The sequence below is a fragment of the Aeromonas hydrophila subsp. hydrophila ATCC 7966 genome (assembly GCF_000014805.1).
Classification (GTDB): Bacteria; Pseudomonadota; Gammaproteobacteria; order Enterobacterales; family Aeromonadaceae; genus Aeromonas; species Aeromonas hydrophila.
In genome coordinates, this window is sequence record NC_008570.1 from 4705001 (window position 1) to 4727206 (window position 22206).

25 protein-coding genes (1 of these 25 running past the window's edge) are annotated in these 22206 nt (G+C 59.8%); 5 read left to right on the forward strand and 20 right to left on the reverse strand.

What is annotated here, in order from left to right; all coding sequences use genetic code 11:
* The 5 genes in view from AHA_RS21450 to AHA_RS21470 are tightly spaced (each overlapping or abutting the next) and all read right to left on the reverse strand, a layout consistent with a single transcriptional unit that may run on beyond the window.
* Positions 1-126, reverse strand: partial view of an energy transducer TonB gene (locus AHA_RS21450; RefSeq protein ID WP_011707896.1) — the 5' portion only. The gene continues 537 nt to the left of window position 1, outside the view; only the first 126 of its 663 coding nucleotides appear in the window; it begins with the start codon at positions 124-126; its stop codon lies beyond the left edge, outside the window.
* On the reverse strand, positions 123-524 hold the full coding sequence (locus AHA_RS21455; protein ID WP_011707897.1) for an ExbD/TolR family protein: 402 nt from the start codon (positions 522-524) through the stop codon (positions 123-125). Before AHA_RS21455 ends, AHA_RS21450 begins: the two co-directional genes overlap by 4 nt.
* Complete coding sequence (locus AHA_RS21460; protein WP_011707898.1) at positions 521-1051, reverse strand: MotA/TolQ/ExbB proton channel family protein; 531 nt, start codon at positions 1049-1051, stop codon at positions 521-523. The genes AHA_RS21455 and AHA_RS21460 overlap by 4 nt, the downstream gene beginning before the upstream one ends.
* On the reverse strand, positions 1048-2355 hold the full coding sequence (locus tag AHA_RS21465) for a MotA/TolQ/ExbB proton channel family protein (protein WP_011707899.1): 1308 nt from the start codon (positions 2353-2355) through the stop codon (positions 1048-1050). Before AHA_RS21465 ends, AHA_RS21460 begins: the two co-directional genes overlap by 4 nt.
* Positions 2352-3113 carry a DUF3450 domain-containing protein gene (locus AHA_RS21470; protein WP_029305125.1) on the reverse strand — a complete coding sequence of 254 codons (762 nt, stop codon included), beginning with the start codon at positions 3111-3113 and terminating at the stop codon, positions 2352-2354. The genes AHA_RS21465 and AHA_RS21470 overlap by 4 nt, the downstream gene beginning before the upstream one ends.
* A gap of 209 nt (positions 3114-3322) precedes the next feature.
* On the opposite strand from AHA_RS21470, the gene AHA_RS21475 reads away from it, so the two are divergent.
* The gene (locus AHA_RS21475) at positions 3323-3934 is read left to right on the forward strand and encodes an autoinducer binding domain-containing protein (RefSeq protein ID WP_011707901.1); all 612 of its coding nucleotides are present in this window, start codon (positions 3323-3325) and stop codon (positions 3932-3934) included.
* Between the two features lie 64 nt (positions 3935-3998).
* On the opposite strand, the gene glmS is transcribed toward AHA_RS21475, so the two are convergent.
* Complete coding sequence (gene glmS, locus AHA_RS21480; protein WP_011707902.1) at positions 3999-5831, reverse strand: glutamine--fructose-6-phosphate transaminase (isomerizing); 1833 nt, start codon at positions 5829-5831, stop codon at positions 3999-4001.
* A gap of 56 nt (positions 5832-5887) precedes the next feature.
* Positions 5888-6661: a DeoR/GlpR family DNA-binding transcription regulator gene (locus AHA_RS21485; protein ID WP_005339356.1), complete on the reverse strand. Its 774-nt coding sequence runs from the start codon at positions 6659-6661 to the stop codon at positions 5888-5890.
* Between the two features lie 122 nt (positions 6662-6783).
* Between AHA_RS21485 and blrA the strand changes: the two genes are divergently transcribed.
* From blrA to creD, 4 genes are all read left to right on the forward strand, one after another.
* Positions 6784-7458 (forward strand): beta-lactam response regulator transcription factor BlrA, encoded by a 675-nt coding sequence (gene blrA / locus AHA_RS21490; protein WP_011707903.1) that lies wholly within the window; start codon positions 6784-6786, stop codon positions 7456-7458.
* A complete protein-coding gene (gene blrB, locus AHA_RS21495) occupies positions 7455-8876 on the forward strand; it encodes a beta-lactam sensor histidine kinase BlrB (protein WP_011707904.1) in 1422 nt (473 codons plus the stop codon). The genes blrA and blrB overlap by 4 nt, the downstream gene beginning before the upstream one ends.
* An 83-nt stretch (positions 8877-8959) precedes the next feature.
* Positions 8960-9754 carry an OXA-12 family class D beta-lactamase AmpS/OXA-725 gene (locus AHA_RS21500; RefSeq protein WP_011707905.1) on the forward strand — a complete coding sequence of 265 codons (795 nt, stop codon included), beginning with the start codon at positions 8960-8962 and terminating at the stop codon, positions 9752-9754.
* Between the two features lie 118 nt (positions 9755-9872).
* Positions 9873-11234 carry a cell envelope integrity protein CreD gene (gene creD / locus AHA_RS21505; RefSeq protein ID WP_011707906.1) on the forward strand — a complete coding sequence of 454 codons (1362 nt, stop codon included), beginning with the start codon at positions 9873-9875 and terminating at the stop codon, positions 11232-11234.
* A gap of 50 nt (positions 11235-11284) precedes the next feature.
* Here the strand turns inward: creD and glmU are convergent, their stop codons facing one another.
* The 13 genes from glmU to rsmG form a co-directional block, all read right to left on the reverse strand.
* Positions 11285-12646 carry a bifunctional UDP-N-acetylglucosamine diphosphorylase/glucosamine-1-phosphate N-acetyltransferase GlmU gene (gene glmU / locus AHA_RS21510; RefSeq protein ID WP_011707907.1) on the reverse strand — a complete coding sequence of 454 codons (1362 nt, stop codon included), beginning with the start codon at positions 12644-12646 and terminating at the stop codon, positions 11285-11287.
* Positions 12647-12740: 94 nt separating this feature from the next.
* Positions 12741-13169, reverse strand: coding sequence for a F0F1 ATP synthase subunit epsilon (locus tag AHA_RS21515; protein WP_005307217.1), 429 nt, complete (start codon positions 13167-13169; stop codon positions 12741-12743).
* Positions 13170-13187: 18 nt separating this feature from the next.
* Positions 13188-14576 (reverse strand): F0F1 ATP synthase subunit beta, encoded by a 1389-nt coding sequence (gene atpD, locus AHA_RS21520; protein WP_005307215.1) that lies wholly within the window; start codon positions 14574-14576, stop codon positions 13188-13190.
* A 33-nt stretch (positions 14577-14609) separates the two neighbouring features.
* Positions 14610-15476 carry a F0F1 ATP synthase subunit gamma gene (gene atpG, locus AHA_RS21525; RefSeq protein WP_011707909.1) on the reverse strand — a complete coding sequence of 289 codons (867 nt, stop codon included), beginning with the start codon at positions 15474-15476 and terminating at the stop codon, positions 14610-14612.
* A 43-nt stretch (positions 15477-15519) separates the two neighbouring features.
* Positions 15520-17061, reverse strand: a complete 1542-nt coding sequence (gene atpA / locus AHA_RS21530; protein WP_011707910.1) for a F0F1 ATP synthase subunit alpha — start codon at positions 17059-17061, stop codon at positions 15520-15522.
* A gap of 15 nt (positions 17062-17076) precedes the next feature.
* Positions 17077-17610 carry a F0F1 ATP synthase subunit delta gene (gene atpH, locus AHA_RS21535; RefSeq protein WP_011707911.1) on the reverse strand — a complete coding sequence of 178 codons (534 nt, stop codon included), beginning with the start codon at positions 17608-17610 and terminating at the stop codon, positions 17077-17079.
* Positions 17611-17623: 13 nt separating this feature from the next.
* Positions 17624-18094, reverse strand: a complete 471-nt coding sequence (gene atpF, locus AHA_RS21540; RefSeq protein ID WP_011707912.1) for a F0F1 ATP synthase subunit B — start codon at positions 18092-18094, stop codon at positions 17624-17626.
* 52 nt (positions 18095-18146) lie between these two features.
* Complete coding sequence (gene atpE / locus AHA_RS21545; RefSeq protein WP_005307205.1) at positions 18147-18389, reverse strand: F0F1 ATP synthase subunit C; 243 nt, start codon at positions 18387-18389, stop codon at positions 18147-18149.
* Between the two features lie 58 nt (positions 18390-18447).
* A complete protein-coding gene (gene atpB, locus AHA_RS21550) occupies positions 18448-19230 on the reverse strand; it encodes a F0F1 ATP synthase subunit A (RefSeq protein ID WP_011707913.1) in 783 nt (260 codons plus the stop codon).
* A gap of 8 nt (positions 19231-19238) precedes the next feature.
* Positions 19239-19649 carry an ATP synthase subunit I gene (locus tag AHA_RS21555; protein WP_017410469.1) on the reverse strand — a complete coding sequence of 137 codons (411 nt, stop codon included), beginning with the start codon at positions 19647-19649 and terminating at the stop codon, positions 19239-19241.
* A 190-nt stretch (positions 19650-19839) separates the two neighbouring features.
* A complete protein-coding gene (locus tag AHA_RS21560) occupies positions 19840-20748 on the reverse strand; it encodes a ParB/RepB/Spo0J family partition protein (protein WP_011707915.1) in 909 nt (302 codons plus the stop codon).
* A complete protein-coding gene (locus AHA_RS21565; RefSeq protein ID WP_011707916.1) occupies positions 20745-21548 on the reverse strand; it encodes a ParA family protein in 804 nt (267 codons plus the stop codon). The genes AHA_RS21560 and AHA_RS21565 overlap by 4 nt, the downstream gene beginning before the upstream one ends.
* 8 nt (positions 21549-21556) lie before the next feature.
* Positions 21557-22201 (reverse strand): 16S rRNA (guanine(527)-N(7))-methyltransferase RsmG, encoded by a 645-nt coding sequence (rsmG, locus tag AHA_RS21570; RefSeq protein WP_011707917.1) that lies wholly within the window; start codon positions 22199-22201, stop codon positions 21557-21559.
* Positions 22202-22206 lie beyond the last annotated feature (5 nt).

The following is a 22206-nucleotide window of genomic DNA, read 5'->3' on the forward strand; positions in this document are numbered from 1 at the left end:
GACGATGGATTTCTGCTCGGCGCTCGCCTTCTCCCCTCTGGGCGGCTCCACCAGGGTGGCCATGAACAGCAAGATCCCCAGACTGAGGGCAATCCCCAGTCCCAGGCTCATCAGCTTGTATTTCATTTCGGTGCCACCGCCACGGCGATGTTGGCGATGCCTGCTGCCTTGGCTTCATCCATCACCCGCACCACCTTGCCGTGGGGTACTCGCTCGTCAGCCTGGATCACCAGGCTGGCATCGGGCTGTTCCGCCAACAGGCGGGCGACGCTGGCCTGCACCCGCTCCACGTCGATCTGCTTGCGGTCGAGGAAGATCTGCCCCTGGGCGCCGATCGCCAGCATGATGCTGGAGGACTTCTGCGCCTTGGCCTGACTGGCCTGAGGCCTGTGCACCTCGAGCCCGGCTTCGCGCACGAAGGAGGTGGTGACAATAAAGAAGATCAGCATGATGAACACGATATCCAGCATGGGGGTCATGTCGATCTGCACTTCGTCACGCTGGCGTTTGGATTGCCGTCTCATTGCATTACCTTCTCTTCTCGCAGGCCGTCCCGGGTCTTGGCCAGCGCACGCTTGGCCTGGCTCTCGAGCCGGCTGAGTAACAACACGCCGGAAAGCGCGACCACCATGCCAGCCATGGTGGGGATGGTGGCACGGGAGATCCCGCCCGCCATGCTCTCCGGGTTAAAACGGTTGGCCGCGGCCAACGCATCGAATACGCCTATCATGCCGGTCACGGTACCCAGCAGCCCCAGCATGGGGCAGAGCACCACCAGGGTGCGGATGAAGATCAGATGACGATTGAGCTCCAGCTCGGCCTCGGCCAGCCAGCGCCCGCGGATCGCCCGCGCGTGCCAGCTGTGGCGCTCGCTGCGGGCCTGCCAGCGGCCAAGCAGCTGGCGCTGCAGCGGGGCAAACCCCAGGTTGAGGTAGAGCAGCCGCTCGATCATCAGAATCCACATCAGCACCAGCAGGGCCAGAATGACCCAGAGCACCGGGCCGCCACGGCCCATGAAGCTCTGCAGCTGTTGCCAGATGTCGAACATCATGCCGCCCGCTCCATCCCGTCACGGTTGCTTTCGGCCCGCTCGGCCAGAATCCCGGCCACCTGCTGCTCCAGTACGTTGGAGAGTTCGGTGAAGCGGGATTGCAGCAGGCTGTGGGCCAGGATCAGCGGAATGGCCGCTACCAGACCCTGTACCGTGGTGACCAGCGCCATGGAGATGCCGCCCGCCATGATCTTGGGATCGCCGGTTCCGAACTGGGTGATGGCCTGGAAGGTGCCGATCATCCCGGTCACGGTGCCGAGCAGACCCAGCATGGGGGCGATGGCCGCGATCACCTTGACCATGCCGATGCCGCGCTCCATGCGAGGGGTCTCCTGCAGGATCGCCTCATCGAGACGCAGTTCGAGGGTCTCCATGCTCAGCTCGGGATGCTTGTCAGCCACCGTCAGCACCCGACCGAGGGCGTTGTCTGCATGATATTCACCGCTCTTGAGCTGGCGACGAACCCGACCCAGTTCGCGGGAGAGGCTCCACAGCCTTACCCCGGCGATCCCTAGGCCGATGGCGGCCAGCAGCACGATAATGGCGCCGACCTGGCCGCCCTGCTGGACTTGCTGCCAGAAGGTGGGGGCCTGCGCCAGCATCTCCAGCAGAGTGCCGTGGGAGGGATCCAGCGGCAGCGCTTCCCCCTCCTTACCCTGATAGGCGGCCGCCGCGGAGAGCACGCTGCCGGGCAGACCCAGCACCGGGCTCAGGCCTTCGGCAGTGGGTTGCAGGAAGCCTGCGCTCCCCAGCAGGACGAAGCTGCCGACCCGGGTCAGCGCCTGCTCGCTGGCTGCCCCCTGGGCATCGAGCACCTTGCCGGTGAACTGGGCAACCCGGCCCGATTCGCGGATCTCTTGCAGCAGGGTGGCGGGCAGCAGGGCGAGGGCGGCGCGATCCGGCACCTGCTTCTCCTGCGCCATGGCCTTGAGCGGGCCGAGGCGCTCGGGGTACTGGCCCTCGATGGCGGATTCGCTCAGCAGCTTGACCGCATCGCTGGCCCCCTGACGGGTCACCGCGAAAATCTCGTTCATGTCGCCGGAGGCCTGCTCCCACTGGGCATTGAGCTCCACCAGCTGCTTCTCGTTGCCGGCAAACTCGGCCGCCAGCTGCTTGCTGCGGCTCTGGGCCGCAGCCAGTTTGGCACGGGCACTGTTCAGCTCCTTGGAGACGGACGCCAGGTCCTGCTGGGCCTGCTGCTCACGAGCCTGCTCCTGTTGCTGCCAGGCTTCATCGGCAACGGCGGCAGTAGTGCCCAGAGAGAGGGCGATGGCGAGGGGGAACCACTTCATGGTGATGCTCATGACTGGGCCTCCTGACCACGGCTGACGGAAAGGGGAACATTCAACAACTGGGGAACCTTCTTGTCGGCAGCCATCTCCAGCGCCTCGGCGATGGGAGAGAGCCACTGGCTGTCGAGAGCCTGCCACTGCTTGCTCTGCGCAGACCAGCGCCACGCCTGGGAGCGATCGGCGGTCATCGCCAGCAGGGAGACCCGACCCACCGCCAGCACATCGACCCGGCGCGGTACGCCGTCCAGCGCCAGCTCGGTAGAGTAGCTATCCAACCGGCTGCCGTATTCGGCTTCAATCTGGTAGGCCTGCAGCAGCTGGCGGAACTTCTCCGCCTCGCTCACGTCGGCGCGGGCCAGGGTCGCTTTCAACTGTTCAACCCGCGCCAGGCGATCCTCCTTGCGCAGCGGCATGTCGTTTTGCACCAGCTGCTCCAGATCGGCCTGCATCTGCAGCATCAGCGGGATCAGGCCCTGCCGGGTCTCCTGTACCGCCTCCAGCTGCTGACTCAGTTTGCCCAGCTCATTTTGCTGATCGGCCACCAGAGACTGCATGTAGCGGTTGTAGGCTTCCAGATCACGCAGTTGCAGCTGGGCATTTTGCAGCTCCAGCCGGGCGGCAACGGCCGCATCGGCGGCTTTTTCCACGCGCTGCTGGGAGGCTTTCCCGGCGGCGATGCTGTTTTTCAGTGCCGGTGCGACCAGCTCGTCGGCGCCAGCAGCGAAGTGGACTGACAATGGCAACAAGGCCAAACCCCAAAACTTATTCATGATATAAATCTTAACAATGATAACTATTCTCATTGTCTCAAAGAGTGGGGGCAGTGGCAATCAGATGATTTTGTTGGCCTTCGGCCGAAAAAACAGGATAATTTTTAAGCAAGCACGGGAGTCACTGGCGTTGGTTCTCACCACACCAAATTAATAAATAAAAAATATCTTTTCGATCAATGTGATAGAGATCGAAAAAGGAGAAGTTCATGTTCAACGATGCGATCTGGGAACACATCGATCGGTTCACCAAGGCCAAGAAGACCAGCGACATCCAGCAGCAGCTGGAGCGCTTCAGTCATCAGATGGGCTTTGATTACTTCCGTTTGCTGATTATTTTCCCCATCAGCATGCAGAAATCCCATGTGGCGTTGTTCAACAACTGCCCCACCAGCTGGTTCGATGCCTATTCAGAGCGGCACTACCTGACTCAGGACCCGGTCGTCTTCCTGGGGCTGAAGCAGACCCAGCCCATCTTCTGGAACAAGCTCGACTGCGACTCTCCCTGGCTGCCCAGCGCCAGCTACATCTTCAACTCGGCACTGCAGCTGATAAAGAGCAGGCCGGATCTGATGAAGTACCTGACCGAGCTGTCGGATCGGGAGAAGGAGTGCCTGTTCTGGGCCAGCGAGGGCAAGACCTCCTGGGAGATCGCCACCATCCTCGGCATCAGCGAACGGACCGTGAACTTCCACCTCAATCAGGTCACCAACAAGACCGACTCGAAGAACCGCAACCAGGCGATCGCCAAGAGCATCTCCAGCGGCATCATAGTGCCCTCGCTGGACGACGTGACCATCACCAACCTGCGGCTGTCATAACGGCCACCAAGCCAGACAAACAAAAAGAGCCGCAATGCGGCTCTTTTTCATTTCCGGCGACGGCTTATTCCACGGTCACGGATTTTGCCAGGTTGCGCGGCTGATCCACGTCTGTGCCCTTGATGAGGGCAACGTGGTAGGAGAGCAGCTGCAACGGCACGGTATAGACGATCGGCGCGATCATCTCTTCCACGTGGTTCAGGCTCATCACCCGCATGGTCTCGTCGCTCTTGAAGCCGGCATCGGCATCGGCGAACACATAGAGGATACCGCCACGGGCACGCACCTCTTCCACGTTGGACTTGAGCTTCTCCAGCAGATCGTTGTTTGGCGCCACGACGATGATGGGCATCTCGGCATCGATCAGCGCCAGCGGGCCGTGCTTGAGCTCACCGGCGGCATAGGCCTCGGCGTGGATGTAGGAGATCTCCTTGAGCTTGAGCGCCCCTTCCATGGCAATGGGATACTGGCTGCCACGGCCGAGGAACAGGCTGTGCTGCTTGTCGGCAAACTCTTCGGCCAGGGTTTCGATATCCTTGGCCAGCGCCAAGCTCTCTTTAATACGCAGCGGCAGGGCTTGCAGCGCCTTGACCAGTTCGGCTTCGGCGGCGGCGCTCAGATGGCCACGGCAGTGACCGACGGAGGCCACCAGCATCAGCAGGCCAGCCAGCTGGGTGGTGAATGCCTTGGTGGAGGCCACGCCGATTTCGGCACCGGCACGGGTCATGAAAGCCAGATCCGATTCACGCACCAGCGAGGAGCCCGGTACGTTGCAGATAGCCAGCGAGCTCATGTAGCCGGACTCCTTGGCCAGACGCAGCGCCGCCAGGGTATCGGCGGTCTCACCGCTCTGGGAGAGAGTCACCAGCAGGCTGTTGGGACGCACCACGGATTTGCGATAGCGGAATTCGGAGGCGATCTCCACATCACAGGAGACACCGGCGATCTCTTCGAACCAGTAGCGGGCCACCATGCCGGAGTGATAGGAGGTACCGCAGGCGACGATCTGCACGTGCTCGACCTTGTCAAAGATGGCGCGAGCGCCGTTACCGAACGATTCGACCACCACGTGATCGCTGCCCAGACGCCCTTCCAGGGTGTTGGTGATCGCTTTGGGCTGCTCGTGGATCTCCTTGAGCATGTAGTGACGGTATTCACCCTTGTCACCGGCATCGTGGGAGAGTTCGGACTCCTGCTCTTCTCGCACCACGGCGTTGCCGTTGGTATCGAAGATGTGCACGTCACGGCGGGTCACTTCGGCCACATCGCCCTCTTCCAGGAAGATGAAACGGCGGGTCACCGGCAGCAGTGCCATCTGGTCTGAGGCGATAAAGTTCTCGCCGATACCGCGACCGATCACCAGCGGTGAACCGGAGCGGGCAACCACCACGCGGCTGTCGTCGCGGCTGTCCATCACTACCGTACCGTAGGCACCGCGCAGCTGTTTCACCGCCACCTGCATGGCGGCCAGCAGGCTACCGGCGCTCTTCAGTTCGTGATGTACCAGATGGGCAATCACTTCGGTGTCGGTGTCGGAGCTGAACACATAGCCCAGCGCCTTCAACTCTTCCCGCAACTCTTCGTGGTTCTCGATGATGCCGTTGTGCACCACCACGATATGCTCGGAAACGTGGGGGTGGGCGTTGCGCTCGGAGGGCTCGCCGTGAGTGGCCCAGCGGGTATGGGCGATGCCGGTACCGCCGTGGACGGACTGCTCGTCAAGCGCCTTGGCCAGCTCGGCCACCTTGCCCAGACGGCGAACCCGCTGCAACGGCTGGTTGGCGCTGAACACGGCCACACCGGCTGAGTCATAACCGCGGTACTCCAGACGGCGCAGGCCCTCTACCAGAATTTCAGCCACATCACGTTGGGCCACAGCCCCGACGATGCCACACATACACTTCTCCTTGAGATGCAAATCGTAAAGTCAGTTGAATGGTTCAGAGCTCGATGTCAGCAAGTGACCGGGGCGCAGATAAGCGTCACCCCCTGGGCTTGAATCTGTTCTCTGGCCTCGCTGGCCAGCCCCTCGTCGGTCACCAGGGTATGGATGCTCGACCAGGGAAGTTCGAGATTGGGGATCTTGCGGCCGATCTTTTCCGACTCGACCATCACGATGACCTCCCGCGACACCTCGGCCATCACCCGCGATAACCCCACCAGCTCGTTGAAGGTGGTGGTGCCACGCTCCGGGTCGATGCCGTCGGCACCGATAAACAGCTGGTCGAAGTCGTAGGAGCGCAGCACCTGCTCCGCCACCTGACCCTGGAAGGATTCGGAGTGAGGGTCCCAAGTGCCACCGGTCATTAACAGGGTAGGCTCATTTTCCAGCTCGCGCAGGGCACCGGCCACATTGAGGGAGTTGGTCATCACGATGAGGCCGCGCTTGTTGCCCAGCATAGGGATCATGGCGCTGGTGGTGCTGCCGCTGTCGATGATGACGCGGTTGTGATCACGCAGCCGCTCGGCCGCCGCGCGGGCAATGGCTAACTTTCGGTTCGAAACTTGTTCTGGATTAGCCTCGACCACCATCTCGCTCGGCAAAGGAACGGCACCACCGTAACGGCGCAGCAGCAGACCACCAGTCTCCAGCACGGCCAGATCTTTACGGATAGTCACTTCGGAGGTAGAAAAGTGCTTGGCAAGGGCGTCGACACTCACTTCACCCTGCTCTTGTACCAGGGTCACTATGGTGTGGCGACGTTGTTGAGTATTACGTTTGGTCATTTTTAAGTTTCGATTCGAAAGAACATCGAAATATTAGCCCCTTTTTCGGAAAAATAAAACAGCAAATAGGATCCGATTTGGTTCGATGCCAGAATGGGCTGCCAATTTGCGACGAGGATGCCATGCAAAAGAGAGTCATCTGGCTGGTGGAGGATGAGGCCAGCATCGCCGACACCCTGATTTACGCCCTGCAGACCGACGGGTTCGAGGTGGAGTGGTTCATGCTGGGCCAGCAGTTGCTGACAAGGCTGGAACAGACGCGACCCGACTTCCTGATCCTCGATGTGGGGCTGCCCGACATCAGCGGCTTCGAACTCTGCAAACAGGTTAGGGTGCTGACCGATATTCCCCTGATGTTCCTCACCGCCCGCAGCGAGGAGATAGACCGGCTGATCGGGCTGGAGATCGGTGCCGACGACTATGTGGCCAAACCCTTCTCGCCACGGGAAGTGTGTGCCCGGGTGCGGGTCATCCTGCGCCGCAGCCAACCCGTCGCCCCCCAACCCAGCGCCCTGCTGGTGCTGGATGAGGAGCGGGCCCGCATTCATTTTCGCGGTCAACCGCTGGCCCTCACCCGTTACGAATATCTGCTGCTCAAGACCCTGATGCAGGCGCCGGGCCGTGTCTACTCCCGCCAGCAGCTGATGGATCTGGTGTGGCAGGATGCCGAAGAGAGTCTGGATCGCACCGTCGATACCCACATCAAGACCATCCGCGCCAAGCTGCGCGAGCATGATCCCGAGGCCAACCTGATCCTCACCCATCGCGGGCTGGGCTACAGCCTGGAGCTTGCATGAGACTCGGACTGCAACTGCTGTGCGGGCTGCTGCTGATCTTCGCGCTGGCCGCCTGGTTCGTGCTGGAGATCTTCGTCGAGGAGATCAAACCCGGGGTGCGCAGCGCCACCGAGGATACTCTGGTGGACATGACCCAGCTGCTGGCGCCGCTGGCGCTCGATGATCTGCAAGAGGGCAATATGATGAACGGGCGGCTGGCCAGCGCCTTCGCCCGCCTCAACCAGAATCCCATCAATGCGATGATCGATGGCCATCTCAAACAGCAGGCGGAGTACCGCATCTATGTCACTGACCAGAAGGGGATGGTGATTTACGACTCCGACGGCACGGATCTGGGCAAGGATTACTCGCGCTGGAACGATGTCTACCGCACCCTGCGTGGCCAGTATGGCGCCCGCAGCACCCGCACCGATCCCGACGATGCCGCCAGCTCGACCATGTATGTGGCGGCCCCGCTGCGGGAAGGGACAGAGATCATCGGCTCCCTCACCGTCGCCAAACCCAACCGCACCCTGATGCCCGCCATCGAGCGGGGGGAACAGGAGCTGCTGCGAGCCGGCGGCCAGATGCTGCTCATCTCGCTGCTGATCGGCAGTCTGCTGGTGTGGTGGCTCAACCGAGCCATCGGCAAGCTGGTGCACTACGCCGATTCGGTCAGCAAGGGGGAGGTGGCACCGCTACCGCAGTTGCATACCGTCGAACTGGATCGGCTCGGCCGCTCGCTGGAGACCATGCGCCACCAGCTCGATGGCAAAAGCTACATCGAGGACTATGTGCACAGCCTGACCCACGAACTGAAGAGCCCGCTGGCCGCCATTCGCGGGGCAGGGGAGATCCTGGCCGAAACGCCGCCCCCCGAGGTCGCCAGACGGTTTATCGGCAACATCAATCTGGAAACCGCCCGCATGCAGCAGCTGATCGAGCGAATGCTGCAACTGGCGCGGCTGGAGTCAGGGCAGGGGCTGGATCGCCAGTCGGTGGAACCGGCAAAACTGGGCAAGCGCACCCTCGATGCTCGCCAGATCATTGCCCAGCGCCGTCAGGTCGAGTTGGTGGCCGAGCTGGCCAGCGCGCCGAAACAGAAGTGGGATCCACTGCTGGTGGAGCAGGCCATCGGCAACCTGCTGGATAACGCCATCGACTTCTCTCCCGCCAACGGGCAAGTCACCCTGAGCGGCAGCCTGCAAAAAGAGGGCTACTGTTTTCGGGTCACCGACGGTGGCCCCGGCATTCCCGACTACGCCTTGCCGCGCATCTTCGAGCGCTTCTACTCCCTGCCGCGCCCCGACAAGGGCAAGAGCAGCGGTCTGGGGCTCAGCTTCGCCCATGAGGTGGCCCACCAGCATGGCGGTCGCCTGACCCTCGCCAACCGACCGGAAGGTGGCGCGCTGGCCGAACTCTGGCTGCCGTTCGCCTAGTCACCTCTCCGCAACTTCACATTCCCCACACAAAGCGGCATTAGACTGCCGCTTTCTCTCATTCATTTGCCCAAGGAAATGCTATGTCCCGCCTGCTTCTCTCCAGCCTGCTGGCCACCGGTCTGCTCGCAGCCCTGCCTGCCTCCGCCGCCAGCGGCTGCTTTCTCTATGCTGACGGCAACGGCCAGACTCTCTCCAGCGAAGGGGACTGCTCCAGCCAGCTACCGCCCGCCTCCACCTTCAAGATCCCGCTGGCGCTGATGGGCTATGACAGCGGCTTTCTGGTAGATGAAGAGCATCCGGCACTGCCCTTCAAACCGGGTTACGACGACTGGCTGCCCGCCTGGCGCGAAACCACTACCCCGCGCCGCTGGGAAACCTACTCGGTGGTCTGGTTCTCCCAGCAGATCACCGAATGGCTGGGGATGGAGCGTTTCCAGCAGTATGTCGACCGCTTCGACTACGGCAACCGGGATCTCTCCGGCAATCCGGGCAAGCATGACGGTCTGACTCAGGCCTGGCTCAGCTCCAGCCTCGCCATCAGCCCGGAGGAGCAGGCCCGCTTCCTCGGCAAAATGGTGAGCGGCAAGCTGCCTGTTTCGGCGCAGACCCTGCAGTACACTGCCAATATCCTCAAGGTGAGCGAGATCGACGGCTGGCAGATCCACGGCAAGACCGGCATGGGCTACCCGAAGAAGCTGGATGGCAGCCTCAACCGCGATCAGCAGATCGGCTGGTTCGTCGGCTGGGCCAGCAAACCGGGCAAGCAGCTGATCTTCGTCCATACCGTGGTGCAAAAGCCCGGCAAGCAGTTCGCCTCCCTCAAAGCGAAAGAAGAGGTGCTGGCCGCCCTGCCGGCCAAACTGAAAACCCTGTGATACCCAGACCGGCGCCAGGCGCCGGTTTTTTTATCCCCCTTCACCCCCGCTTCACACAACCCCATCTCCGCTTCACCCACGACCGTCACACTCGACTCCATCAACAAGGAGATGTGTCATGGTCAAACAGATATTCAGCCACAAGATCTTTCTGCTGCTGTTGCTCAGTCTGCTGCTGATGGTGCCGGTGCAATCCATCATGGAGCTGAACCGGGAGCGCCAGGCCTATCGCAGCCAGGCCATCCACAGCATCATGGCCAGCAGCAGCGGTCCGCAGCGGCTGCTGGGGCCGGTCGTGGTGCAACCTTATACCCGCACCGTCACGGTGGAGCAGGATGGCAAGCGCTTCGAGCGCAAGCTGCAGCTCTATCGCTACCTGCTGCCAGAACAGCTGGATGTGCAGGCCAGCATGGAGGTGACCCCGCGCAAGCTCGGTATCTACCAGGCCCAGGTCTATCACACCCGGCTCTCCCTCTCCGGGCGACTGCCTGCCGAACTGAACGGTAAGACCCTGATCAGCGGCGAACCGGATCTGACCGTCGATGGCGCCGATCCCGCCCTGGTGGCAGGCAAACCCTATCTGAGCCTGGTGCTGTCCGATGCCCGCGGCATCAACCGGGTGCCTGAGCTGCAACTGGGGGAACAGCGCATCCCGTTTGCTCCCGGCGCCCTGCTGGGTGACGGGCTGGCCGGTATCCATGCACCGCTTGCCACCCTGCCGGGAGCAGACGGCGCCTTTCACATCGAGCTGGATCTGCAAGGGATGAACCAGCTGGAAGTGGTGCCGCTCGGCCAGGACAGCAGGCTCAACCTCGCCAGCAACTGGCCCCACCCCAACTTCATCGGTGACTTTCTGCCGGGCAGCCGCACCCTCACCAGCAGCGGTTTCGAGGCCAGCTGGCAGAGCAGCTGGTTCGCCACCGACATGGAGAGCCGTTTCAACCGGATGATGAAAGGTGCCAGCGGCGATCTGCCTGCCTTCAGCGTCAGCCTGGTGCAGCCGGTGGATCACTACCAGCAGAACGAGCGGGCCGCCAAGTATGCGCTGCTGTTCATCGGCCTCACCTTCCTCAGCTTCTTCATGTTCGAGCTGCTCAAGGGGCTGCGGGTGCACCCGATCCAGTACGCGCTGGTGGGCATGGGGCTGGCCATCTTCTATCTGGTGCTGCTGGCCCTGACCGAACATCTCGGCTTTGCCTGGGCCTATCTGATTGCCGCCCTGGCCAGCGTGGCCCTCAACGGCTTCTACCTCAGCCATGTGCTGGGCGGCCCTAAACAGGGACTCGGCTTCGCGGCTCTGCTCGGGCTGGTCTACGCCATCCTGTTCGGCTTGCTGCAGGCCGAGGAGATAGCCCTGCTGCTCGGCGCCCTGCTGCTGTTCGCCATCCTGGCGCTCATCATGGTGCTGACCCGCAAGCTGGACTGGTATCGGGTGATGGGGAATGCCCCGACGCCCCCCGCCAGCGGGCAGGAGAACTGAAAACAAAACCGGCGCCATCAGGCGCCGGTTTGCATTTCATTGATCGGGCATCACTTCTTCTTGACCGGGCGAGCCCAGTTCTGGATGTGACGCTGGGGTACCCGGGTGATCACCAGCTCGTTCTCGGCCACATCCTTGGTGATGGTGGAGCCGGCCCCCAGGGTCGCCCCCTTGCCGATGCGCACCGGCGCCACCAGCTGGGTATCGGAGCCGACGAAGACGTCGTCCTCGATGATGGTCTGGAACTTGTTCACCCCGTCGTAGTTGCAGGTGATGGTGCCGGCCCCGATGTTCACCTTGGCACCCACCTCGGCATCCCCCAGGTAGGTCAGATGACCACACTTGGAGCCAACCCCCAGCCGGGCCTTTTTCATCTCGACGAAGTTGCCAACGTGGGCATCCTGCTCCAGCACGGTGCCCGGGCGCAGTCGGGTAAAGGGACCGACCGAGCACTGATCGGCGATCTGTGCCCCTTCGATGACGGAGTAGGGTTTCACCTCGGAGTGGTCGCCGATCACGCAATCCTTCAGCACGCTGCCGGCCCCGATGCGGACGTGGTTGCCCAGCACCACCTTGCCTTCGATGATGACGTTGACGTCGATCACCACCTCTTCCCCGATTTCCAGGGTGCCGCGCAAATCGAAGCGAGCCGGGTCGATCAGGGTGGCGCCGGCGATCATCAGCCGCTCGGCCTGCATCTTCTGGTAACTGCGCTCGAGCTGGGCCAGTTGAACCCGGTTGTTGGCGCCTTCCACTTCCATGGCGTCGTCCGGGTGGACTGCGGCGATGGGGCAGTTGTCGGCATGGGCCATGGCGATCACGTCAGTCAGATAGAACTCGCCCTGGGCATTCTTGTTGTCCAGACGCGACAACCAGCTGCGCAGCTGGCCACCATTGGCCACCAGCACGCCGGTGTTCACTTCGCGGATGGCCAGCTGCTCAGCATTGGCATCCTTCTGCTCGACGATGCCGACCACCTGGCCGTTGCTGCGCACGATGCGGCCATAGCCGGTCGGGTTGTCCAGCACCACGGTCAACAGTGCCATGCCATCGCTTGCCTTGGCGGCCAGCAGCCGCTGCAGGGTTTCCGGCTGAATCAGCGGGGTATCGCCGTACAGCACCAGCACGTCGTCTTCGTCCTGCCAGAACGGAATGGCCTGGGCGACGGCGTGGCCGGTACCCAGTTGCTGGGCCTGCAGCACCCAGTTCAGGTCGGATGCCTGGATCCGCTCCTTCAGCAGTTCGGCACCGTGGCCATACACCAGATGCAGCTGCTCGGCACCGACCTTGCGGGCAGTCTCGATCACATGGGAAACCATCGGCTTGTTGGCGACCGGGTGCAGCACCTTGGGCAGAGAGGAGCGCATACGGGTACCTTTACCCGCAGCCAGGATCACGACGTTGAGAGACATAATTCGACCTTTGGAACATGAAGAAATACTCGGCGGAGTCTATCCAACGAGTAAAAAAAAAGCGACCCGCAGGTCGCTTTTTACCTCACCGTTATTAACGGTAATTCTTTTTGACGATATCGATGACCCGCAGTTGAGCCATCGCCTTGGCCAGCTCGGTGGCGGCCTGGGCGTAGTCGATATCACCATGGGAGCTGTGGATCCGCTCTTCCGCCGCGCGCTTGGCTTCCTGGGCTTTCGCCTCATCCAAATCGTCGGCACGAATCGCGGTGTCCGCCAGCACGGTCACGGCTTCGGGTTGTACTTCCAGCATGCCGCCGGAGATGTACAGCACCTCTTCAGTTCCATTCTGCTTCACCAAGCGGACCAGGCCCGGCTTGATGGCAGTCAGCAACGGAGCATGACCGTGGCGGAGACCCAGCTCACCTTCGGAGCCTGATACCTGAGCGGACTGCACGCGACCGGAAAACAGTTTTCCTTCAGCGCTCACCACGTCCAGGTGAAAGGAGATCATCTCTGCCATGGGCCCTCCTATCGAGGCTTACAGTTTCTTGGCTTTCTCGACAACTTCGTCGATGCTGCCAACCATGTAAAACGCCTGCTCCGGCAGATCGTCGTACTCGCCTTTCAGGATGCCCTGGAAACCACGGATGGTCTCTTTCAGCGGCACGTATTTGCCCGGGGAACCGGTAAACACTTCTGCCACGAAGAACGGCTGGGACAGGAAACGCTCGATCTTACGGGCACGGGCTACGGTCAGTTTGTCTTCTTCTGACAGTTCATCCATACCCAGGATGGCGATGATGTCCTTCAGCTCTTTGTAGCGCTGCAGCACGGTCTGAACGCCACGAGCAGTCTCGTAGTGCTCCTTGCCAACCACCAGCGGATCCAGCTGACGGGAGGTGGAGTCCAGCGGGTCAACGGCCGGGTAGATACCCAGTGCCGCGATCTGACGGGACAGTACGACGGTCGCATCCAGGTGGGCGAAGGTGGTCGCCGGAGACGGGTCGGTCAAGTCATCCGCAGGCACGTAAACGGCCTGTACGGAGGTGATGGAACCGGTCTTGGTGGAGGTGATACGTTCCTGCAGAACGCCCATCTCCTCGGCCAGGGTCGGCTGGTAACCTACTGCGGAAGGCATACGGCCCAGCAGTGCGGATACTTCAGTACCGGCCAGGGTGTAACGGTAGATGTTGTCCACGAAGAACAGCACGTCACGACCTTCGTCACGGAACTTCTCGGCCATGGTCAGACCGGTCAGCGCCACGCGCAGACGGTTTCCGGGCGGCTCGTTCATCTGACCGTAAACCAGAGATACTTTGTCCAGTACGTTGGACTCCATCATCTCGTGGTAGAAGTCGTTACCCTCACGGGTACGCTCACCCACACCGGCGAACACGGAGTAACCGCTGTGTTCGATCGCGATGTTACGGATCAGCTCCATCATGTTTACGGTCTTGCCTACACCGGCACCACCGAACAGACCAACCTTACCACCCTTGGCGAACGGGCATACCAGGTCGATAACCTTGATGCCGGTCTCCAGCAGGTCGTTGCTGTTGGACTGATCTTCGTAGCTGGGAGCCGCGCGGTGGATGGACCAACGCTCTTCTTCACCGATCGGACCTTTTTCGTCGATCGGATCGCCCAGTACGTTCATGATCCGACCCAGAGTCGATACGCCGACCGGCACCTGGATGGATTTACCGCTATTCACTACTTCCAACCCACGACGCAGACCGTCGGAGGAGCCCATGGTGATGCAACGAACGACGCCGCCACCGATCTGTTGCTGAACTTCCAGCACCAGACCCTGGCCTTGACCTTCGCTGACAACCTTCAGTGCATCGTACACCTGGGGCACGGCATCTTGCGGGAACTCGATGTCCACCACAGCGCCGATGATTTGGACGATGAAACCGTTACTCATGTCAAATCCTCTAAACCTTTGATAACCCTTGCCTTACACCGCAGCAGCACCGGATACGATCTCTGTCAGTTCCTGGGTAATACTGGCCTGACGGGCCTTGTTGTATACCAGTTGCAGATCGTTAATCAGGTTACCGGCGTTGTCAGTCGCGGCTTGCATGGCAACCATTCGGGCTGCCTGTTCACTTGCCAAGTTTTCCACTACCCCCTGATAGACCTGGGATTCGACGTAGCGAATCAGCAGGGTATCCAGCAGTTGCTTGGGATCCGGCTCATAGAGGTAATCCCAGTGGTGTTTCTTGGCGAGCTTGCTGTCTTCAGTTACGGGCAAAGGCAGCAGTTGATCGACTCGTGGTTGCTGAACCATGGTGTTGACGAACTTGTTGTACACCAGGTACAGCCTGTCAATCTCACCGTTGTCGTAAGCCTTCAGCATGACCTTGACTGAACCAATCAGGTCATTGACGCTCGGGTTATCGCCCAGTCCTGCGACATGAGCTTTCACCTTGGCGCCGTGCCGTTCAAAGAAGTTGGAGGCCTTGTTGCCGATCAGAGCCAGGTCAACCTTGGCTCCTTTCGCGCTCCATTGCTTCATATCATTGAGGGCAGCCTTGAACAGGTTGATGTTCAAACCGCCACACAGGCCACGGTCGGTGGAGACGACGATGTAACCCACTCGCTTGACCTCACGTTCGATGAGGTAGGGGTGCTTGTATTCCAAGTTCCCCTGAGCGATATGGCCGATCACCTTGCGCATGGTTTCAGCGTACGGACGGCTGGCAGACATGCGATCTTGCGCACGGCGCATCTTGCTTGCTGCCACCATTTCCATAGCGCCGGTGATCTTCTGAGTGTTTTTCACACTCCCGATCTTGTTACGTATCTCTTTTGCGCCGGCCATCTCTTACTCTCCATCAGGTGGCAGCTCGCGCTGCCACACACGCTTACCAGGTCTGGGTTGCCTTGAAGTCATCCAGCAACGCAGTCAGCTTGCCAACGATCGCGTCGTTGTAGTCGGCCTTGGCATTGATTTCAGCCATCAGCTCAGCATGCTGGGTATTGGCGTAAGAGAGCAGAGCGGCTTCGAAGTCGACGATCTTGTTCAGCTCGACATCGGAGAGATAGCCTTTTTCCGCGGCGAACAGCACCAGAGACTGGTGAGCCACGCTCAGCGGAGAGTACTGTTTCTGCTTCATCAGCTCGGTCACTTTCTGACCGTGGTCCAGCTGCTTGCGGGTTGCGTCGTCCAGATCGGAGGAGAACTGGGCGAATGCCGCCAGTTCGCGATACTGGGCCAGCGCGGTACGGATACCACCGGACAGCTTCTTGACGATCTTGGTCTGAGCAGCACCGCCCACACGGGATACGGAGATACCCGGGTCAACCGCCGGACGAATACCGGAGTTGAACAGCTGTGAGGTCAGGAAGATCTGACCATCGGTGATGGAGATCACGTTGGTCGGTACGAATGCAGATACGTCACCCGCCTGGGTTTCGATGATCGGCAGCGCGGTCAGGGAACCGGTCTGGCCTTTCACGGCACCATTGGTGAACTTCTCTACGTACTCGGCGTTGACGCGAGCAGCACGCTCCAGCAGACGGGAGTGCAGATAGAAAACGTCACCCGGGTAAGCTTCACGTCCTGGCGGACGGCGCAGCAGCAGGGAGATCTGGCGATAAGCTACGGCCTGCTTGGACAGGTCATCATAGATGATCAGCGCGTCTTCACCGCGGTCACGGAAGTACTCACCCATGGAGCAGCCAGCATACGGAGCCAGGTACTGCAGAGCGGCAGCTTCGGAAGCAGAGGCAACCACCACGATGGTGTTGGCCAGGGCACCGTGCTCTTCCAGCTTGCGCACCACGTTGGCGATGGTGGAGGCCTTCTGGCCGATCGCAACGTAGACACACTTAATGCCGGAGTCTTTCTGGTTGATGATGGTGTCGATCGCGATGGCGGTCTTACCAACCTGACGGTCACCGATGATCAGCTCACGCTGGCCACGACCGATAGGGATCATGGCATCGATGGCTTTCAGACCGGTCTGGACCGGCTGGTCAACAGACTTACGCTCGATAACGCCCGGTGCAATCACTTCGATCGGCGAGAAGCCGTCGTTGTCGATTGGACCTTTACCGTCGATCGGCTGACCCAGGGTGTTCAACACCCGGCCCAACAGACCACGACCGACCGGCACTTCCAGAATGCGGCCAGTCCCTTTTACTTTCATTCCTTCTGACAGACCGTCATAGGAACCCATGATCACCGCACCGACGGAGTCACGCTCCAGGTTCAATGCCAGAGCGTAGCGGTTGCCCGGCAGCTCGATCATCTCACCTTGCATGGCATCGGCCAGGCCGTGAATACGAATGATACCGTCGCTCACAGAGACGATGGTACCTTCGTTACGCGCTTCGCTCTTGATATCAAACTGCGCAATGCGCTGCTTGATCAGCTCGGCGATTTCAGTGGAATTCAGTTGCATGCTCTAATACCCCAATCAAGATTGCAGCGCGTCAGCCATGCGATCCAGCTTACCGCGGACTGTACCGTCGATAACCAGATCACCGGCCTTGATGAGCACCCCGGCCATCAAGGACGCATCCATGCTGCAATTCAGCTTCACTTTGCGCGCGAGACGTTGTTCCAGAGAAGCCTGAATATTGGCTTTCTGCTGGTCGGTCAGTTCGATCGCCGAAATCACGTCAGCCTGAACTTCTTTATCCAGTTCAGCCTTGAACGCGACGAATTCAGCAACGACCGCCGGCAGCACACCCAAGCGACCATTCTCAGCCATCACCCGGATCAGGTTCTGACCATGCTCGTCGAGTTGCTCACCGCAGATACCGACAAAGATACTTGCCAGTTCTTCAGCAGCCACAGAGCCGTTTACCAGGTTGTGGATGGTCTCGTTCTCCGCTACTTGTGCAGCGAAGCCGAGCATCCCCAGCCACTGGTCAACCGCCTTGTGCTCAACGGCAAACTCGAAAGCAGCCTTGGCGTAGGGGCGAGCGATTGTAGTCAGTTCAGACATAGCCCCGTTCCCGTTACAGTTCTGCTACCAGTTTGTCGACGATGTCGCTGTTGGCAGCCTGGTCGATTTGACGCGCCAGGATCTTCTCTGCACCAGCAATGGCAAGAGCAGCAACCTGCTTACGCAGTTCTTCTTTGGCACGATGACGTTCAGCTTCGATCTCGGCACGGCCCTGAGCCAGGATTTTTTCCCGCTCAGAGTGGGCACCGGCAGCAGCCTCATCAATGATCTGGGCTTTACGTTTGTTAGCCTGTTCAATGATTTCTGCAGCCTGGAGCTTGGCTTCTTTCAGCTGATCGGTGGCGTTGGCCTTGGCCAAATCCAGATCTTTCTTGGCACGCTCCGCGGAAGAGAGACCGTCAGCAATGGCTTTCTGACGGGCTTCGATGGCTGCCATCAGCGGCGGCCATACGTACTTCATGCAAAACACTACGAAGATGAAAAAAGCAATTGCTTGGCCGAGGAGGGTGGCGTTGATATTCACAGCCTATGTCCTCTTAGTTAGTTAATGGGTTATGTCCGGGAGTCGTTGAGACTTAGCCAGCAACCGCAAACATCACGTACAGACCCAGACCAACGGCGATCATCGGGATCGCATCCACCAGACCCATCACGATGAAGAACTGGGTACGCAGAACAGGGATCAGGTCAGGTTGACGAGCAGCGCCTTCCAGGAACTTGCCACCCAGGATACCGATACCGATGGACGCGCCGATAGCCGCCAGACCCATCATCATTGCAGCAGCGATGTACAGCAGGTCCATGTTCAAGTTTTCCATGAGGATCTCCATTTATTTAGATGTAATTGATTGTATAAAAAGGATTATTTGAGTTGCATCAACCATGGTCTTCTTGTGCCATCGACAGATAGACGATGGTCAGCACCATGAAGATAAACGCCTGCAAAGTGATGATCAGGATGTGGAAAATTGCCCAAGGCACGGACAGGATCCACTGTGACCACCAGGGTAGCAAACCCGCAATCAGGATAAAGATCAGTTCGCCAGCATACATGTTGCCGAACAGTCGAAGACCCAGAGAAACAGGTTTGGAAATCAGCGTAACAGTTTCCAGGATGAGGTTAACCGGGATGGCCGCCGGGTGGTTGAAAGGCTGAAGCGTCAGCTCCTTCACGAACCCGCCGATACCCTTGACCTTGATGCTGTAGTACAGGATCAAGAAGAACACGCCCAAAGCCATGGACATGGTGATGTTAACGTCAGCAGAGGGAACCACACGCAGATAGGGAACACCCATCAACTGTGCAGCGTGGGGGATAAAGTCAACGGGGATCAGATCCATCAGGTTCATCAGGAAGATCCACACGAACACCGTCAGGCCCAAAGGTGCGATGACCTTGTTACGACCGTGAAAGATGTCCTTGACGTTACCACTCACAAACTCGACCAGCATCTCCACAAAGCACTGCAGTTTGCCAGGCACACCGCTGGTAGCCTTGACGGCGACACGGCGGAACGACCAGATAAACAGAGCGCCTAGCAAGACGGAAAATATCATGGAATCGATATTCACCGTCCAGAACCCAGACCCGACTTGCAGATGGGTCAGATGGTGGGAGATATATCCCTGAGGAGTCAGGACTTCTCCGGTTGCAGACATGAGTTTTCCTAATAGTGGTTGTTAAGCGTGAATGAGACTATCCACTGTACAACGAGGGCGAGGATATAAGTGGCGAAGAACGAGACGGTATCGACCTCGATCCCGGCGCCAAACATCAGGGCGAAAAGTCCTGTTGTAGTAATGAGCTTAATCCCTGCCCCACCATAAAAGTCCCGCAGAACCAGGCCCACACTCTCCTTCGTCACCTTGCGGCGCAGAACCCAGAGCGTGAACAGGGCTTGAGGAACCCAGTACATGCCCCCCCCGAAGAGGGAGGAGCGTCCGGCAAACGCACCGGTCTGGTAAAACCAGACGGTACTGATCGCCAGGATCAGGACGAGCTGACAAACGAGCATAGCCAAGGCCAGCGTTAAACCTTCCAAGGCTATTTTCTGCTTCACCAACCTACCCCTGAACATTACAGAACTGTAAAAAATCGGGATCCGAAGACCCCGCGTTTACAGCCCAAAAAGCCGGTCAAATTATACCCTTGAAGACAGCTATTGCAACATGGCAAAAATCCTTAATTTTTGCGGCTTTCCGCACAGAATTAAGGTTATGTTCATATCAAAAGGAATGGATGTTTTATTACTACAAAAAGCGTAAAAATCACGTTTCTGACAGGCCAAAATAGCCCAATACCCGGTCCAAATCCGCCAAGTTCTCGTAACTTATTACTAACTTACCGCTATCCTGTTTTCCCGGCTGAAGTTGTACCTGATTGCCAATTTTTTCTGAAATCTGGCGCTCGAGATAACCAAACTGGGGATCACGGACGGGCTCGACCTTGGCTTTTGCCGGTTCCAGCGCTTTTTGCACCAGCTTCTCGGTATCTCGCACTGTCAGCCCCTTCTGGGCCACCAGTTTCGCCAGTTCGGACTGGGCCTGGCCGCTCAGCGCCAGCAGGGCACGGGCATGACCCATGTCGAGGTCGCCGTGCTCGACGAAGCGCTTCACGTCGTCGTTGAGCTGATTGAGGCGCAGCAGGTTGGTGACCGTGGTACGGGACTTGCCCACCGCCTCGGCCACCTGCTGATGGGTCAGTTCGAATTCGGTCAGCAGCCGCTGCAGGGCGACCGCCTCTTCGATGGCATTGAGATCCTCGCGCTGGATGTTCTCAATCAGCGCGATGGCGACGGCCGCCTCGTCAGGCACGTCCTTGACCAGGCAGGGCACCACCTCGAGGCGGGCCAGCTGGGAGGCACGCCAGCGCCGCTCACCGGCGATGATTTCGAAGGAGTGCTCGCCGAGCGGACGCACCACGATGGGCTGGATCACCCCCTGGGCACGGATGGAGTTGGCCAGATCTTCCAGCGCATCCTGCGACATATCCTTGCGCGGCTGGTACTTGCCGGATTGCAGCCACTCCACCGGCAGCTTGCGCAGCTCGCCCTGGTTGGTCGGGGCCATGGCCTGCTCGGTGCGCTGGTCGCTCATCACCTGTTTCTGGCGCGCGGCCGTGCTGGTGCTGAGCAGAGCGTCCAGCCCCTTGCCCAGCCCACGTTTTTTCGGCGTCATATGCTCTCTCGGTCTGCGATGGTCACCTGACGTTCCTGCTCCTGACGGCGCAGGATCTCGCCAGCCAGAGCCAGATAGGCCTTGGCGCCCACCGATGATTTGTCATAGTGCATGGCCGGCGCACCGAAGCTCGGCGCCTCAGCCAGTCTTACGTTGCGGGGAATGATGGTGCGATAGACCTTGTCCCCGAAGTGCTGTTTAAGCTGATCGGACACATCATTGGCCAGCCGGTTGCGGTGATCGAACATGGTGCGCAGCACCCCCTCGATCTTCAGCTCCGGGTTGACCACGGCTGCCAGCTTGCTGATGGTGTCGACCAGGGCGGTGAGCCCTTCCAGCGCATAGTATTCGCACTGCATGGGCACCAGCACGGAGTCGGCGGCGGCCATGGCGTTGACGGTCAGCATGTTGAGAGAAGGCGGGCAGTCGATGAAGACGTAGTCGTATTTGTCCCGTACCGAGGCCAGCGCATTGCGCAGGCGGATCTCGCGGGCGAAGAATTCCATCAGCCGGATTTCGGCTGCGGTCACGTCGGCGTTGGCGGCGATCAGGTGATAGCCCCCGGAGGTTTCGGGGATGATCACCTCGCCGATGGGGGCGTCCTCGATCAGCAGCTCATAGGCGGTGCGCTCGACGTCGTACTTGTCGACACCACTGCCCATGGTGGCATTGCCCTGCGGATCCAGATCGATCACCAGCACCTTGCGGCGGGTAGCGGCCATGGAGGCGGCCAAGTTCACACAGGTGGTGGTTTTACCCACTCCACCCTTCTGGTTGGCTATGGCGATGACTTTTCCCACACTGTCCCCTAAATGAAACTGCGACCCTGTTCGGGCTGGATATGTTTGAATTCCAGCAGATGACGTTCGCCTTCCAGCTCCGGTACCACCAGTTGATGGGAGGCGACCAGATGGATGTTGGCGGGCAACTGGGCCAGCTCCTGCTCGGGGAATTGTCCCTTGAGCGCCAGGAAGCTGCCCTGGGCCGACGGCAGATGGTGACACCAGCTCAGCATGTCTTCCAGCGAGGCGAATGCCCGGCTCAGCACGCCGTCAAAACCGACCTCGGGCTGATACTCCTCGACCCTGGATTTGACCGGCGTCACGTTGGTCAAGCCCAGCTCCAGGATCACCTGGCGGATGAAGTTGATCCGCTTGCCCAGGCTGTCCAGCAGCACGAATTGCTTGTCCGGGTTGATGATCGCCAGCGGCAGGCCGGGCAGGCCCGGGCCGGTGCCCACATCGATGAAGCGCTCACCGTGCAGGTGCTGGCTCACCACCAGGCTGTCGAGGATATGCTTGACCAGCATGGCGTCCGGATCTCGTACCGAGGTGAGATTGTAAGCCTTGTTCCACTTGTGCAGCAACTCGACAAGCTGAACCAACTGGGTCTTTTGGGTATCGGTGATAACAATTCCGGCCTGCATGAGCAGGCCGTTCAATCTTTCCAGCATGTTTT